16 protein-coding genes are annotated in these 14040 nt (G+C 30.7%); all 16 read right to left on the bottom strand.

Translation table 11 applies throughout. The features are described 5' to 3' along the window. Entirely contained in the window at positions 1-2103 is a 2103-nt protein-coding gene (locus ACOX6R_RS05015; RefSeq protein WP_433447897.1) for a bifunctional 4-hydroxy-3-methylbut-2-enyl diphosphate reductase/30S ribosomal protein S1, read from the bottom strand. Continuing rightward, the gene (locus ACOX6R_RS05010; protein WP_433447895.1) at positions 2088-2678 is read right to left on the bottom strand and encodes a lysophospholipid acyltransferase family protein; all 591 of its coding nucleotides are present in this window, start codon (positions 2676-2678) and stop codon (positions 2088-2090) included. Before ACOX6R_RS05010 ends, ACOX6R_RS05015 begins: the two co-directional genes overlap by 16 nt. A gap of 7 nt (positions 2679-2685) precedes the next feature. Next, complete coding sequence (gene cmk / locus ACOX6R_RS05005; RefSeq protein ID WP_433447893.1) at positions 2686-3309, bottom strand: (d)CMP kinase; 624 nt, start codon at positions 3307-3309, stop codon at positions 2686-2688. Positions 3310-3394: 85 nt separating this feature from the next. After that, complete coding sequence (locus ACOX6R_RS05000; protein ID WP_433447891.1) at positions 3395-4585, bottom strand: NAD(P)/FAD-dependent oxidoreductase; 1191 nt, start codon at positions 4583-4585, stop codon at positions 3395-3397. A 1-nt stretch (position 4586) separates the two neighbouring features. Further along, on the bottom strand, positions 4587-5138 hold the full coding sequence (locus tag ACOX6R_RS04995) for a tRNA (mnm(5)s(2)U34)-methyltransferase (RefSeq protein ID WP_433447889.1): 552 nt from the start codon (positions 5136-5138) through the stop codon (positions 4587-4589). Next, positions 5135-5842, bottom strand: a complete 708-nt coding sequence (locus ACOX6R_RS04990; protein WP_433447887.1) for a pseudouridine synthase — start codon at positions 5840-5842, stop codon at positions 5135-5137. Before ACOX6R_RS04990 ends, ACOX6R_RS04995 begins: the two co-directional genes overlap by 4 nt. Continuing rightward, the gene (gene scpB, locus ACOX6R_RS04985; RefSeq protein ID WP_433447885.1) at positions 5842-6375 is read right to left on the bottom strand and encodes an SMC-Scp complex subunit ScpB; all 534 of its coding nucleotides are present in this window, start codon (positions 6373-6375) and stop codon (positions 5842-5844) included. The genes ACOX6R_RS04990 and scpB overlap by 1 nt, the downstream gene beginning before the upstream one ends. After that, on the bottom strand, positions 6368-7084 hold the full coding sequence (locus ACOX6R_RS04980) for a segregation and condensation protein A (protein WP_433447883.1): 717 nt from the start codon (positions 7082-7084) through the stop codon (positions 6368-6370). The genes scpB and ACOX6R_RS04980 overlap by 8 nt, the downstream gene beginning before the upstream one ends. Beyond that, positions 7063-7695 carry a site-2 protease family protein gene (locus ACOX6R_RS04975; protein WP_433447881.1) on the bottom strand — a complete coding sequence of 211 codons (633 nt, stop codon included), beginning with the start codon at positions 7693-7695 and terminating at the stop codon, positions 7063-7065. Before ACOX6R_RS04975 ends, ACOX6R_RS04980 begins: the two co-directional genes overlap by 22 nt. 3 nt (positions 7696-7698) lie before the next feature. After that, on the bottom strand, positions 7699-9000 hold the full coding sequence (locus ACOX6R_RS04970) for a pyrimidine-nucleoside phosphorylase (protein ID WP_433447879.1): 1302 nt from the start codon (positions 8998-9000) through the stop codon (positions 7699-7701). After that, a complete protein-coding gene (locus tag ACOX6R_RS04965; RefSeq protein ID WP_433447877.1) occupies positions 9000-9800 on the bottom strand; it encodes a purine-nucleoside phosphorylase in 801 nt (266 codons plus the stop codon). The genes ACOX6R_RS04970 and ACOX6R_RS04965 overlap by 1 nt, the downstream gene beginning before the upstream one ends. Next, positions 9797-10336, bottom strand: coding sequence for an NUDIX hydrolase (locus ACOX6R_RS04960; protein ID WP_433447875.1), 540 nt, complete (start codon positions 10334-10336; stop codon positions 9797-9799). Before ACOX6R_RS04960 ends, ACOX6R_RS04965 begins: the two co-directional genes overlap by 4 nt. Next, a complete protein-coding gene (gene recN / locus ACOX6R_RS04955; protein WP_433447873.1) occupies positions 10329-12002 on the bottom strand; it encodes a DNA repair protein RecN in 1674 nt (557 codons plus the stop codon). The genes ACOX6R_RS04960 and recN overlap by 8 nt, the downstream gene beginning before the upstream one ends. Positions 12003-12009: 7 nt before the next feature. Further along, positions 12010-12810 (bottom strand): TlyA family RNA methyltransferase, encoded by an 801-nt coding sequence (locus tag ACOX6R_RS04950; protein ID WP_433447871.1) that lies wholly within the window; start codon positions 12808-12810, stop codon positions 12010-12012. Then, positions 12810-13676 (bottom strand): polyprenyl synthetase family protein, encoded by an 867-nt coding sequence (locus tag ACOX6R_RS04945; protein WP_433447869.1) that lies wholly within the window; start codon positions 13674-13676, stop codon positions 12810-12812. The genes ACOX6R_RS04950 and ACOX6R_RS04945 overlap by 1 nt, the downstream gene beginning before the upstream one ends. Then, positions 13657-13878 (bottom strand): exodeoxyribonuclease VII small subunit, encoded by a 222-nt coding sequence (gene xseB / locus ACOX6R_RS04940; protein ID WP_433447867.1) that lies wholly within the window; start codon positions 13876-13878, stop codon positions 13657-13659. Before xseB ends, ACOX6R_RS04945 begins: the two co-directional genes overlap by 20 nt. Positions 13879-14040: the final 162 nt, after the last annotated feature.

Genomic DNA, 14040 nt, shown 5'->3' with positions numbered 1-14040 from the left:
TTATTCTTCAGAATTTTCTTCGTTGTTTTCTTCAGATTCTTTAGAATTATCTTCTTCATCTAAGATTAAATCTTTATCTAAAGTAGCATCAGCAAAGTTTAGTCCTAGCATTTCTCCAATAGTCATGTTAAATTCATCAGATTTTGGTTCTTCAGCTTTAACTTCTTTCTTTGGAGCTCTCTTTTCTCTCTTTGGTTTTCTTTCTTTTGGAGCAGATTCTTTCTTTGGTTCTGGTTCAATAAGTGCTTTCATTGAAAGAGAAATCTTTTGATTTTCTTCATCAATATCAGTTACTTTAACTGTAACTTCTTCACCAATTGAAAGTTTATCTGCTGGTTTTTCTACATGTTCTCTTGAAATTTGAGAAACGTGAAGAAGACCATCTACTCCCTCTTCTAGTCTTACGAATGCACCAAAGTCAAGTAAGTTTACAACTTTACCTTTAACTACATCGCCAACTTTTACATTGTTTGTGAAAACATCCCATGGTTTTTCTGATAATTGTTTTAATCCAAGAGCGATTCTATTTTTTTCTTCATCAACAGAAAGAACTTGTACTTTAACAACATCTCCAGGAGATACTACATCAGATGGGTGTTTAACTCTGTTCCAAGAAAGTTCAGAAATGTGGATTAGTCCATCAACTCCTCCAACGTCTACGAATGCACCAAAGTTAGTAATTCTTTGTACTGTACCTTCAATGATGTCTCCTTCGTGGATATTTTCATAAACTTCTTTTCTCTTTTGTTCTTGTTCTTCAGCAAGTACATTTTTTCTTGAAAGAACGATTCTTTTCTTTCTTTTATCAAAATCAATGATTTCGCAAGTGAATGTTTCACCAACATATTTGCTTAAATCTTTTTGGAATCTAGTTGAAACATGAGATGCAGGAATAAATGTATTTAATCCTTTGTAATCAGCAGTAAGTCCGCCTTTTACATTTGCTTTAACAGTTACGTCAATCTTTTCTCCATTGTTGTAAAGTTCTTCAACTTCGTCCCAAACTTTCATGTCTTGAACTCTCTTAGTTGAAAGTACAACATTTCCGTCACCATCATCCATTCTTAGGACATAAACTTCAATTTCTTGTCCTTGTTCATAAAGATCTTGTGGATTTACATCTGGTCCTCCAACAAGCTCGTCTTTTGAAATGATGCCGTCAGATCTATATCCTAGATTAACCATAACTTCTGAATCAGTAATGTAAAGTACTTCTCCAGTTACTACTTCGCCCTTTCTAATTCTCTTAAAAGAATTATCAATGGCTTCCATCATCTCACCTTTGTCAAAATTTTCCATACTACAAACAGCCTCCTTGATTACCTTATCCGGTGTGGATGCTCCGGCGGTAATACCTATTTTATTAAATTTTTTAAATATATTTATATCAATATCTTTAATTGATTGAATTAAAAATACATTTTCTGAATTTTTACTTGCAACTTGTGCAAGCTTCTTTGTATTGGAACTATTCTTTCCACCCAATACAATGACAGCATCAACCTCTTTTGACAATTTTTCAACACTTTCTTGTCTAAGAGAAGTCGCACTACATATAGTATTATAAACTAAAACTTCATTTTTTGAAATGCTTTTTATTTTTTTTACAATATTTTCAAAAAAATCTTCCCTATTAGTTGTTTGGCTAACTACGACAATATCACCATCAGGAACTGAAAAGTCATCTTCACTTTCAATTATTGTTGCCGTGTCATCACAATAAGAATTAATGCCAATTACTTCGGGGTGGTCTTTATTCCCAACAATTACTATATTATAACCTTTTTTGTAGAATTTATCCACTATATTATAGACTTTTTCTACTTTTGGACACACACAATTAATAACTTCATTGCCTTTTTCTATAAATTCATCTAAGATTTTTTTATGGACGCCGTGGCTTCTTATTATTACCTTTGAATTTTTTATATTTGTATCGTCAATTCTTTTTACGCCTTTTTCTTCTAGTTCCTTAATTACCTCTTCATTGTGAACCAAGTCACCATAGGAATAAGTATTTTCATCTGCATTTTCAAAGGCCATCTTATAAGCTCTTTTGACTCCACCACAAAATCCCAAATGATCTGCTAATATAATTTCCATTTAATTTCATCACCATATACTAATCTCATTATGTCTTGAGAGATTTCTTCTAGTTCTTCATTTGAATATTTTATTTCTTTTTTTATTTTAATTGGTTCTCTATAATAAATATTAATCTTTCTAAATATTTTAAAATTACCATCAATATAAAATGGCAGTACCTCTGACTCAGTTCTTTGTGCAATTAATGCTACACCAGCTTTTATACTGTCGTAATTTTTTTCCTTTACTCGCGTCCCTTCAGGAAAAATTCCTAGAACTTCATCTTTTTTTAAAATATTAAGAGCAGTCTTTACTGCTTTTAAATCATTCTTGTGCCTATCTACAGGGAAAACTCCAAGCTTTTTTAAAAAGTATGCGAGTATTTTATTGTTAAATAACTCTTTTTTTCCCATCCAATTAATTTTTCTATCAAAAAAAGCTGACATAATAATTGGATCCAAGTTACTCGTATGATTTCCACAGATTATAAGCTTTTTAGTCTCATCTGGAATTAATTCTTTATTATGAACTTCTACTCTAAAAATTATCTTAAAAACAATTTTAAATAAAACTTGTAAAAATCTGTATAACATATTTCACCTATTTAATATAAGACAAAATTTTTGAGATAGTTTCCTCGTAATCTAAATCGGTGCTATCAATTACTATTGCATCTTCTGCTTTAGTTAAAGGCGATACCTCTCTACTTGTGTCATTTTTATCTCGAATTTTTAAATCTTTAAGCACTTCTTCATATGTTAGAGAATTGTCTTTTTCTTTTAATTGCAAAAATCTTCTCTTAGCTCTTTCTTCTGGAGTCGCTGTCAAAAAGAACTTATAATCAGCATCAGGAATCACAACAGAAGCAATGTCCCTTCCTTCCATAACAACAGATTCTTTCTTAGCCATATCTTGTTGAAGAGCGACAAGATATTTTCTAATCATAGGATTTTTTGAAAGCTCTGACGTTTTTTTAGAAATTTCATTTGTCCTAATCTTGTTTGAAACATCAACATCATCTAAATAAATATTTCCGTCCTTAAACTCGATTTTTGTTTCTTTTAATATATCTTCATACTCATTTTCTTTTTTGTCCAATAGTTTTAAAGTAATCGCTCGATACATTGCCCCAGTATCAACATATATTATGTTTAATCTCTTAGCTATATCTTTAGCTATTGTGCTTTTCCCAGAACCTGCTGGACCATCTATTGCAATTTTCATAATTACCTCCATAAAAAAATCACTATCTCTAGTGATTATTATAATTATATTATAAAAGATTATAAAGAACAAGAAGCGAGTCTTGTTAAAGATTAATGCCACAGGTATATCCTGTTGAATTTGCTATTTGAATATTATATCCACCAGTAAGTGCATCAACATCAATTACTTCTCCAATAAAGTATAAGTTTTTAACTAATTTAGATTCAAATGTTGATGGATCTATTTCTTTGACATCAATTCCACCACTTGTAACTATTGCTCTATCAATCAAATCAAATTGAGAAAAATCTAGTTTAAAACTTTTAATAGATTTTATAAGACTATCTCGTTCTTCTTTAGTAATCTGATTTATCTTTTTATCTTGCGGAATTTCTGCCTGTTCTAAGACATAAGTAATTAAATCTTTTGGAAGTAGTTTTACTAAAGCATTACTTATATTTTTATTTTTGAACTCATCAAAATCACGCAAAATCCTAGCATCTAATTTTTCAAAATTAAGAGCTGGTTTTAAATCAATAGAAAGCTCGATACTAGAATATTTATTAATTCTGCTACTAAGCGACAACACTGTCGGTCCACTAATTCCTCTATGAGTAAAAAGAAGTTCTCCAAATTCTTCAAATTCCTTCTTGCCATTTACCTTTGCTTTAATTTTAATATTTTTTAAAGTTAGACCTGCCAAGTTAAAATCATTTTTTAGAATTATTCCAATTAATGCCGGCTTCGTTTTATTTACATTGTGTCCAAAACTTTTGGCAAATTTATACCCATCACCCGTTGAACCTGTAAGCGGATAAGAAACACCACCTGTAGCAATGACGACTTTATCGTAGGCGGTCTTTCCATTAATAATAAATTTATCATTCTCTTTAGCAATAGAGCTAACTTTCGTATTCAAAAGCACATTTACTTTATTTTTCCTTAAGATTTTTTCATAAGTTTTTATAACATCTGAAGACTTATCACTAATTGGAAAAACTCTATTGCCTCGCTCAGTCTTTGTCTTTAGTCCAAAATTTTCAAACATATCTATAGTCATTAATGGAGAGAGTGTGTATATAGCAGAATATAAAAAGTTTTTATTTATAACGACATTTTCTAAAAAACTTTCTTCATCAGTGTTATTTGTCAGATTGCATCTTCCTTTGCCCGAAATAAAAAGTTTTTTACCTAGTTTTTCATTCTGTTCATATAAATCTATCTCATGATTTTCTGATGCGGCAATGGCACACATCATGCCACTTGGTCCTCCACCGATTATTGCTATTTTCATCTTAAACCTTCTTTTCTATCAAATAAACAATGGGCGGATTATTAATTTGATTTAAAAATTCACGTTTTTCCACTTTATAAAACTTTTGATTTAAACTTTTTAAAAATTCTTCTACAGCTTTTCTCTCTTCAAAAGAATTTTTATGGCCCACATAAGAGACCACAATCATGATTCCACCTTTGTTTAAAATTTTTGTGGCCTTATCCATTGATTTTACAGTAGTACTTGCTATTGTAGTAATTTCTTTTGAGCTTCCCGGCATATATCCGAGATTATAAATAACTAAATCACAATTATCAATAATATCAATCTCATCATGACTTTTTAAAAAAAGTTTATAATTTTTATATTTATCCCCAATTAAATTTTTTGCATTGTTAATTGCTTTTTCTTGAATATCAAATCCATAAACAAAGCCCTCTTCTCCTACTGTATTTAGAAGTTTTAATGTATCATGTCCGTTTCCAACAGTTGCATCTATTGCGATCTTTCCATTAAAATCTTGAGAAAGTATTTCGTCTACAATTTGAAAATATTTTTCTTTAACTATCATTTTATTCTCTTTAGATAATTTATCTCTTCAGTTGAAAGGTATCTATAGTGACCAATCTGAAGATTTCCAAGATCTATTTCTCCCATGGAAATTCTCTTTAATTTTTTTACAGGAAAGCCAACATAATCAAACATCCTCTTTACCTGATGATTTTGGCCCTCGTGAATTTTAACTTCAATGATTGAGTCTTCTTTATAACTCTTTAAAATCTTAACATCAGCTGGAGCAGTTACAAGGTCACGTGCATTTAGTCCTTTTCTAAGCTTTTCTAAAGCGCTTGAAGATGGTGTTCCTTCAACGGTAGCAATATAAGTTTTTTTAATTTCATGACGAGGATGCATCAAAATATTTGCAAGTTTTCCATCATTTGTAAGTAGTACCAAACCTGTAGTGTCTATATCAAGTCTTCCCACAGGATAAACTCTATAATCGTCGGGAACCATGTCAACTACAGTTTTTCTTCCCTTTTCGTCGCTTGCAGTTGTGACAACGCCCATTGGTTTATTAAGCATTATATATACAAGCTCATCTTCTAATTTTAATCTTTTTCCATCGAGATATACCCTGTCTACTTTAGGATCTATTTTTGTTCCAAGTTCTTTTACAACTTTATCATTTACTTTAACCCTTCCAGATAAAATAAGTTCTTCAGATTTTCTTCTAGAAGCAGCTCCAGCATGAGCCATGAATTTTTGCAATCTCATCAGTTTTCCTCCTGAGCATCTTTAATTTCATCAAGATTTGGAAGTTCATCTAAACTCTTTATCCCAAATTTATTTAGAAATTTGTCCGTCGTACTATATAATTTAGGATGTCCAATTCTATCTAATTTTCCACTTACTTTTATTAAATCAAAATCAAGCAGTCCCTTAATCGTGCTGTCGCAATTAACTCCTCTAAGCTCTTCTATCTCGACCTTTGTTACAGGCTGTTTATACGCGATAATAGAAAGAGTTTCTAAAGCAGGTTTTGACAAATTCTTTTCATTTTTCTCTTTAGTTATTTTTTTTATATAATCATAGTTTTCGGGTTTTGTGCTTAATTGATACTTGTCGTTAATAACTGTTAGCCTAAGGCCTGATGTTTCATCTTTATACATCTCTATCATTTCATAAAGAATAGACTTTAAATAATATGGTTTAAGCTCCAGAGTTTTAGCTAAATCTTCAAGACTAATGGGTTCGCCCCAAATAAATAGAATAGATTCAATTATTGACTTAATACGATTTTTATCCATAATTTGCTCTCATTTCAATTAATATGTCGCCGTAATTATATTTTTGTTTTGCTTCAATAAATTCGAGTTTGATTAGTTCTAACATTCCTAAAAAATAAGTAATTACATCAGTCTTATATTCTACACCTTTAAGAAGTTCTGTAAAGAAAAACTTTTTTTCATTTAAAATTTTTGTCTTAATGATTCTTGAGGCATCTTCAATTTTAAAACTTTCTCTGTCTATTTCTATTATCTCGTCTTCTTTATAGTTTTCTAGAATTTTTATCAAAGTTTTAGAAAGTTTGTTGACATCTGTCTCCTTCAAAAAATCTATTTCATCTACATCAAATATTTCTGTTCTTAATTTTGAAAAAGATTTTGACTCATATTCGCCTTGTTTTCTCAATACTTCAGAAGCTTCTTTAAATTTTTTATATTCCAAAAGATTTTTTACAAGATCAGCCCTTGGGTCTTCCTCATCTTCTTCATCATCACTTAAAGATTTTGGAAGAAGCATTTTTGATTTTATTTCCAACAAAGTTGAAGCCATTAATGTAAAATCAGATGCCAAATCCATGTTTAATTTACTCGCATTTTCTAAATAATTTAAAAATTCCTCAGTTATTTTAAATATGGGAATATCATAAATATCAACTTTATTTTTTTTAATTAAATCTAAAAGAAGATCCATAGGACCTTCATAAGATTTTAAAACAATATTGTATTCCATACTTTTACACCTAAAACTAGAATAGAATTCATTATCTTAAAAATTATTGGAGAGATGATTTTAGTCACAAATCCACTAAATAAAGCAATTATCAGTAAAAAATAAAAATACTTTTCATATTTATAAAATTTCCATTCAAGTTTTTCTGGCAACAATGTTGCAAGAACTTTTGAACCATCTAGTGGTGGAAGTGGCACTAAGTTAAATACTCCAAGCATAATATTATACCAAAATATTGAAGAAATAAGTGGTTTAATTGCCAAAGATTTATATTCAACATAAACAAGTATTATGCCAAAAATTATTCCTAAAATAAAGTTTGTTAGAACTCCTGCAACAGATACAAATAGAGAAGACAATTTTCTATTTTTTGTAAATCTATAAGGATTTATTGGCACAGCTTTAGCCCATCCAAATCTAAATATGATTAGCGTCAAAAGCCCTATTGGATCAATATGGTTTAGCGGATTTAAGCTAAGCCTGCCATCATCTTTTGCAGTTGTATCGCCACACAAATAAGCTGCATAACCATGAGCTATCTCATGTGGAATTATGGCAACCATTAGTGCAATTATATTTATTATTAAAGAATAAATATCTAAATTTCTCATCAATTAATCAATTTCCTTTAAAATAAGCTCATAATTTTCTTTATCATCACTAAATGAAAAAGCATCCTCAATTCTCTTAGCCACATCTTTTACTACATCTTCTTTATTTGTGTATAAAGTTGCGAGGAGTTCTCCTTCATTTACATAGTCACCAATTTTTTTATTTAATAAAATTCCTGCTCCAAGATCTAACTTATCCTCCTTAGTAAGCCTTCCCGCACCCAAGTCACGTGAAGCAATTCCAATTTCAAGCGCATCTATTTCTTTAACATAACCACTTTCATTTGAATAAATTTCACATTTTATTTTTGACAATTCAAATTTTTTAGTGTTATCTATATAAGAAATGTCGCCACCTTGTAGTTTCACCATTTCTTTAAACTTTTCTATTGCTTTACCATTTCTTAGATTTTCATGAAGAATATTCTTTGCCTCTTCTTCATCTTCTGTCTTGCCACACATGTGCATTAGTTTTGAACCTATGGTAACAGAAATTTCTTCTAAAGCTTTTGGTCCTTCGCCTCTTAAAGTTTCTATGGCTTCTATAACTTCTAGTGAATTACCTATAGCTTTTCCTAGAGGTTCGTTCATATTAGTTATAATAGCTTTTGTCTTTCTATTAAATTTCTTGCCCAGCTCTACCATTAATTTGGAAAGTTCTGTAGCAGATTCAACATCTTTCATGAAAGCACCTTTGCCAACTTTAACATCTAGAACTAAAGCGTCATTTGCAAGTGCAATCTTCTTAGATAGTATTGAAGATGATATCAAACTTACATTATCAACTGTAGCAGTTGCATCGCGAAGTGCATATAATAATTTGTCGGCTGGAACAATGTCTGCAGTTTGACCAATGACAGCAATATGTGACTCATTTAAATTATTTATAAATTCTTCGTCAGTTAAACTTATGTTGAATCCTGGTATTGATTCTAATTTGTCGAGTGTCCCTCCAGTATGTCCAAGTCCCCTGCCACTCATCTTTGCAAAGACTAGTCCAACTGATGCCATAAGAGGTCCAAGAACGAGAGTTACTGAATCTCCAACGCCACCTGTTGAGTGCTTGTCAACTTTTATTCCCTTAACTTTATCAAGTTTTATTGTCTCGCCAGACAAAACCATACTCTTAGTTAAAAAGTAAGTCTCATCAATATTAAGTTTGTTGAAGTAAATGGCCATCAAAAGAGCTGACATTTGATAGTCAGGGATATTTCCATTTACATAATTATCAATTAAATACTTTATCTCTTCCTCTGAAAGCTCTTCGGAATGTTTTTTCTTTTCGATGATATCAATAATATTCACTACATCACCCCAACAATGTCAGTTAAAAGTTTTGAAAACTTATGAGATACTTCTTGACCTACTTGAACTACTTCGCTGTGATCAAGTGGCTTATCAAGTACTCCAGTTCCCATATTTGTAATTGTGGAAATTCCAAGTACCTTTATTCCTCTATGTCTTGCGACAATTACTTCTGGCACTGTGCTCATCCCAACAGCATCTGCTCCCAAAACTCTTGCCATTCTAATTTCAGCAGCTGTCTCATAGTTTGGACCTGTAAAGTACATATAAACTCCCTTTTGAAGTTTTAATCCCATTTTACTTGAAACATCATCTGCCATAGCAATTAGTTCATTATCATAACAGTTAGTCATATCCAAAAATCTTGGACCTTCGCTGTCATCATTTGGACCAATAAGTGGACTTCTTCCGGTTATATTTATATGATCTGTAATTAACATTAAATCTCCTGCTGAAAAGTCCATATTGACTCCTCCAGCTGCATTTGTTATGATAAGATATTTTATTCCAATCTCAGCGAGAACTTTTATTGGAAAAACAACATCTTTCATGTCGTATCCTTCATAAAAATGGATTCTGCCCTTCATGGCAACAATATCTTTTCCATTAATTTTTCCAAAAATTAACTTGCCATCATGGCCACTGACTGTTGAAACTGGAAAATTTGGAATGTCTTTGTAGCTAATTTCTATTCTATCTTCGATATTATCGGCAAAATTTCCAAGACCTGAACCAAGTACAATTCCAATTTCTGGAGCTACATTTATTTTAGATTTTATATATTTAATAGTTTTTTTCATTTTTTTCTCCTCATTTGATTATAAAGAAGTATCCCAGTAATAGACTTAGAGTCAATGATTTCACCAAGCTCTATCATCTTAAGTGCTTCTTCAAACTTTACTTTTAATACTTCAATACTTTCAAACTCATCAAAATTTTGTTCTCCAAGCATGAGACCATCAGCAAAGAAAATATATATTCTCTCATCGCAAAAACCTGGAGATGAGTACATCTCTAAGATATAGTCACAAGATTTAGCGATATATCCTGTCTCTTCCTCTAATTCCCTTATGGCAGCTTTGACAGGTTCTTCCTCAAAATCAATCATTCCCGCAGGAAGTTCAATTAATTCTTTATCAACTGCCTTACGAAATTGTTTAACTAGAAGAAGTTCATCATCTTCTGTAACCGCAACGACAGCAACACTTGGGCCTCTTTCTACTATTTCTCTTTTAGTATATTTTTGCCCATCCATTTCAACTGTATCGACCCTTAATTTTAGGATTTTTCCATCGAAAATTTTATTTGAACTCATGGTTCTTTCGCGTTCAGTCATTTGCTTCATCTCCTATCATTTCTTTTGCAGTTGCAAGTGTGTAACTTGTAATATTATCTCCGCCAATTAAACGTGCAAGTTCCTCTACTCTTTCATCATCATTTAATTTGGCAATTTTAGAGATTGTAGTCTCATTAACAATATCTTTATTTATGACAAAATGAGTATCAGCCAGCGCAACTATTTGTGGCAGGTGAGAAATAACAATAATTTGTCTACCCTTAGATAATTTTTTTATTTTTCTGCCAACAATTTGTGCTGTTTTGCCACTTATACCCGTGTCAATCTCATCAAAAACCAGTGTTGGAATATTATCCTTTTGTGCAATAATACTTTTAAATCCAAGCATAATTCTGCTCATCTCACCACCTGATGCAACTTTTGCCATTGGCATAAGGTCTTGACCCTTATTAGGTGAAATTAAAAATTCTATTTTATCTTTTCCATCACTTGAAAGTTCTTTTTCTGTTATTTTAATTTTAAACTTAGCATTTGGGATGTTAAGTTCTTTTATTTCATTCGTTATTTTTTCTTGAACTAAATTTGCAGTTTCATTTCGATTTTTTGTTATTTTTTCTGATAGGCTATAGGCTTTTTTCTCTAGAGAAATAATATTTTCATGAAGCTTAGCTAAGTTTTTTTCAAAATTTTTTAAAAATTCGAGTCTTTCGTATGTTTCATCATAAAATTTATTTATTTCGTCAAGTGACTTGCCATACTTTGCCTTAATTGAATTTACTAAATCAATTCTATTTTGTAAAAAATTTAGTTGCTCTTCGTCTATTTCCATAGAGTCTATATAATTTCCTAAATCTCTAGATATGTCAGTAAGTCTATATCTTATGTCTTCAAGCTCTTCTGAAATATAATTTATATCCTTATCGATTTTAGATACCTCAGACACATTACCAATAACTTTATCTAAAATATCTTCAATATTTGCACTTTCATAGGAACTATCGATAATTGACTTTGCTTCAGTTAGTTTCATAATAGAATTTGTCATATTGCTATATTTATTAAAATCTTCAGCAAGTCCATTTTCATCATATTCAGTTAAGCTAGCTTCGTCTATTTCGTTTATCTGATATTCTAATAGGTCAATTTCTCTTTCCTTGTTTGTCTCAAGACTATTCTTTTCATCATATTCTTTCTTTAGACGATTAATTTCATTAACTAGAGACTCAAGCTCTTTTAATAATATCTTGTGATCTTCTCCGCAAAAATCGTCAATTAGCTTTAATTGGTTTTTATTGTCCATAAGTGAAATAGTCTCATGTTGAGCAAATATGTCTATTAATTTTACTGCAATTTTTGACAATAAACCTGAAGTTACAGCTCTATTATTGATCCTAGTAATAGTTGGACCATCTTTTTGAATTTTTTTTGATATAACGATCAATTCGCCAATATCGAATCCATATTCTTTTAAAGTCTTTTTAATATCTTCACTATAACATGAGAAAATAGCCTCAATATAAGCGTAGTCCTCACCATATTTTATGATGTCCTTATTTGCTCTTGCTCCTAAAACAAGTCCTAATGAATCAATAATTATTGACTTACCAGATCCAGTTTCACCAGTAAGAACATTTAAACCCCTATCAAAGCTTATCTTCATATTTTCGATTATTGCAAAATTTTCAATATTTAATTCAAGTAACATAATACACCTATTTATTTAAGTTTTTATAAGCAGAATTTACTATTTCATTTGGGTCAAAGTTAAACTCATCATCACCATAATTTTTTATGTAAATTAAAAACTCAATATTGCCATTTGTTCCCTTAATCGGTGAATTCGTGATATCAACAATATTTAAATTTAATTCTTTTACTAAATCATAAATCTTTTTTAATACCTCTATATGTACATTCTTATCACGTACAATGCCACCCTTGCCAACCTTGTCCTTGCCGGCTTCAAACTGTGGTTTTATAAGAGCTACTATACTTGAATTTTCTGACATCAATTTAGATGCAACAGGAAGTACTAACTCTAGTGAAATAAATGACACATCAATAGAAATAAAATCTATAGGTTCTTCAATCAAATCAAAATCCAAATATCTGATATTAGTTTTTTCCATAGAAACAACTCTATCGTCTATTCTTAGTTTATAATCAAGCTGATTATATCCAACATCAATTGCATATACTTTTTTTGCACCGTATTTTAACATGCATTCTGTAAAACCACCTGTAGATGCACCAATGTCTACACAATACTTTCCATCAAGACAGATAGAGTGTTTTTTAATCATCTTCTCTAGCTTATGTCCTCCACGAGACACAAATGTATCCTCAAGCCCCTTTACATTAAAAGTAACATCATCTTTAAGCTGTTCACCAGGCTTATCTACTCTCTGTGTGCCGACAAAGACTTTGCCTTCCATAATAAGTCTTTTGGCTTTTTCTCTTGAATCAATTATTCCCTTTTCAACAAGTAAAACATCTGCTCTAACTTTTGCCATTAATAACTCCTATTAATCAAACTATATACAAAGTCTTTTAGTATGTTCTCATTAAAATCAAGATCGTCTATAGCTCTAAAGCCCTCATCAGTAAATTTCTTTATATCTTCTTTTAAAGTTTCTTTGTCCTTAAACATTAGCATATTCACTTCATTGTCTTCCGGATCTGAATTTTCGTCCAATATATCGTCTTCAAATTGATAAGCAAGACCTATTGAACTAGAAAAACTTTTAAGTTTTGACATCACATCAAAATCCACACCGGCAATAATACCGCCGATTACTATAGATGCCTCAATTAAAGCTCCAGTCTTTAGTCTATACATGTTTTCGCAGATATCCTCGTTGTATTCATCTAATCCGAGTTCAATATCTATAGATTGTCCACCTACCATGCCATTAACTCCTGAAGAATTAAATAAATATTTCATAGCTTTAATGCCCTTTTTAATATCTTTTATATCATCTAGTGAGTCTAAGTGTTTTGCAATAAGCTCGACTGACATATTTAAAAGTCCGTCTCCTGCCAAAATTGCAATCCCTTCAGAAAAAACTCTGTGGTTAGTCGGTTTTCCACGTCTGAAGTCATCATTATCCATTGCTGGAAGATCGTCATGTATAAGTGAATAAGTGTGAATTGACTCAATTGCTGCAGCAAAAGGCATTATCTCATCAAGATTAGGTTCATCACAAAATTCCAAATATGTCAACAAACAAAGAAGAGGTCTTATCCTCTTTCCACCAGAAAAAAGTGAATACTTCATTGACTCTAAAACCTTCTCTTGATTATTTTCTTCATAATCTAAGGCAGAATTTAAAAATTCATTAAATTTTTCTATTAAATCTTTAATATCTATCATTTTCATTTTCCTTTAATATATCAGAATTTTCATCAATAATATTTTTTACTCTGCCTTCATACTCTTTTAAAACATTGGAACAATATTTATAGAGCTCAATTCCTCTTTCATATTTATTTATAGACTCTTCTAGAGTTAAATCTTTTGAGTCCAATTCTCTAATTATTTGTTCCAATTCTTTAACCGAATCTTCATAATTTTTTTCCATTTAATCACTTCTCATTCTTATATTTTTAACAGTAGACTCTATGCTTCCATCTTTAAGTAATATTGTCAATTCATCGCCCACTGATAACTCTCTTGCTGTTGTAATAATAGATTTTAGATTTTCTAATAATTCTAATCTTTCATCAAATGATGCCACTCTTAA

It is taken from the genome of Peptoniphilus sp. (assembly GCF_050943655.1).
Taxonomy (GTDB): domain Bacteria; phylum Bacillota; class Clostridia; order Tissierellales; family Peptoniphilaceae; genus Peptoniphilus_A.
Note: the sequence above shows the minus strand (reverse complement) of the source record. Positions and strands in the feature narration are given on the sequence as shown.

What these genes read in the sequence shown, in the direction of transcription:
- ACOX6R_RS05015 (WP_433447897.1), bottom strand. Translation starts at nt 2,103, where the DNA reads ATGGAAATTATATTAGCAGATCATTTGGGATTTTGTGGTGGAGTCAAA.
- ACOX6R_RS05010 (WP_433447895.1), bottom strand. Translation starts at nt 2,678, where the DNA reads ATGTTATACAGATTTTTACAAGTTTTATTTAAAATTGTTTTTAAGATA.
- cmk (WP_433447893.1), bottom strand. Translation starts at nt 3,309, where the DNA reads ATGAAAATTGCAATAGATGGTCCAGCAGGTTCTGGGAAAAGCACAATA.
- ACOX6R_RS05000 (WP_433447891.1), bottom strand. Translation starts at nt 4,585, where the DNA reads ATGAAAATAGCAATAATCGGTGGAGGACCAAGTGGCATGATGTGTGCC.
- ACOX6R_RS04995 (WP_433447889.1), bottom strand. Translation starts at nt 5,138, where the DNA reads ATGATAGTTAAAGAAAAATATTTTCAAATTGTAGACGAAATACTTTCT.
- ACOX6R_RS04990 (WP_433447887.1), bottom strand. Translation starts at nt 5,842, where the DNA reads ATGAGATTGCAAAAATTCATGGCTCATGCTGGAGCTGCTTCTAGAAGA.
- scpB (WP_433447885.1), bottom strand. Translation starts at nt 6,375, where the DNA reads ATGGATAAAAATCGTATTAAGTCAATAATTGAATCTATTCTATTTATT.
- ACOX6R_RS04980 (WP_433447883.1), bottom strand. Translation starts at nt 7,084, where the DNA reads ATGGAATACAATATTGTTTTAAAATCTTATGAAGGTCCTATGGATCTT.
- ACOX6R_RS04975 (WP_433447881.1), bottom strand. Translation starts at nt 7,695, where the DNA reads ATGAGAAATTTAGATATTTATTCTTTAATAATAAATATAATTGCACTA.
- ACOX6R_RS04965 (WP_433447877.1), bottom strand. Translation starts at nt 9,800, where the DNA reads ATGAAAAAAACTATTAAATATATAAAATCTAAAATAAATGTAGCTCCA.
- ACOX6R_RS04960 (WP_433447875.1), bottom strand. Translation starts at nt 10,336, where the DNA reads ATGACTGAACGCGAAAGAACCATGAGTTCAAATAAAATTTTCGATGGA.
- recN (WP_433447873.1), bottom strand. Translation starts at nt 12,002, where the DNA reads ATGTTACTTGAATTAAATATTGAAAATTTTGCAATAATCGAAAATATG.
- ACOX6R_RS04950 (WP_433447871.1), bottom strand. Translation starts at nt 12,810, where the DNA reads ATGGCAAAAGTTAGAGCAGATGTTTTACTTGTTGAAAAGGGAATAATT.
- ACOX6R_RS04945 (WP_433447869.1), bottom strand. Translation starts at nt 13,676, where the DNA reads ATGAAAATGATAGATATTAAAGATTTAATAGAAAAATTTAATGAATTT.
- xseB (WP_433447867.1), bottom strand. Translation starts at nt 13,878, where the DNA reads ATGGAAAAAAATTATGAAGATTCGGTTAAAGAATTGGAACAAATAATT.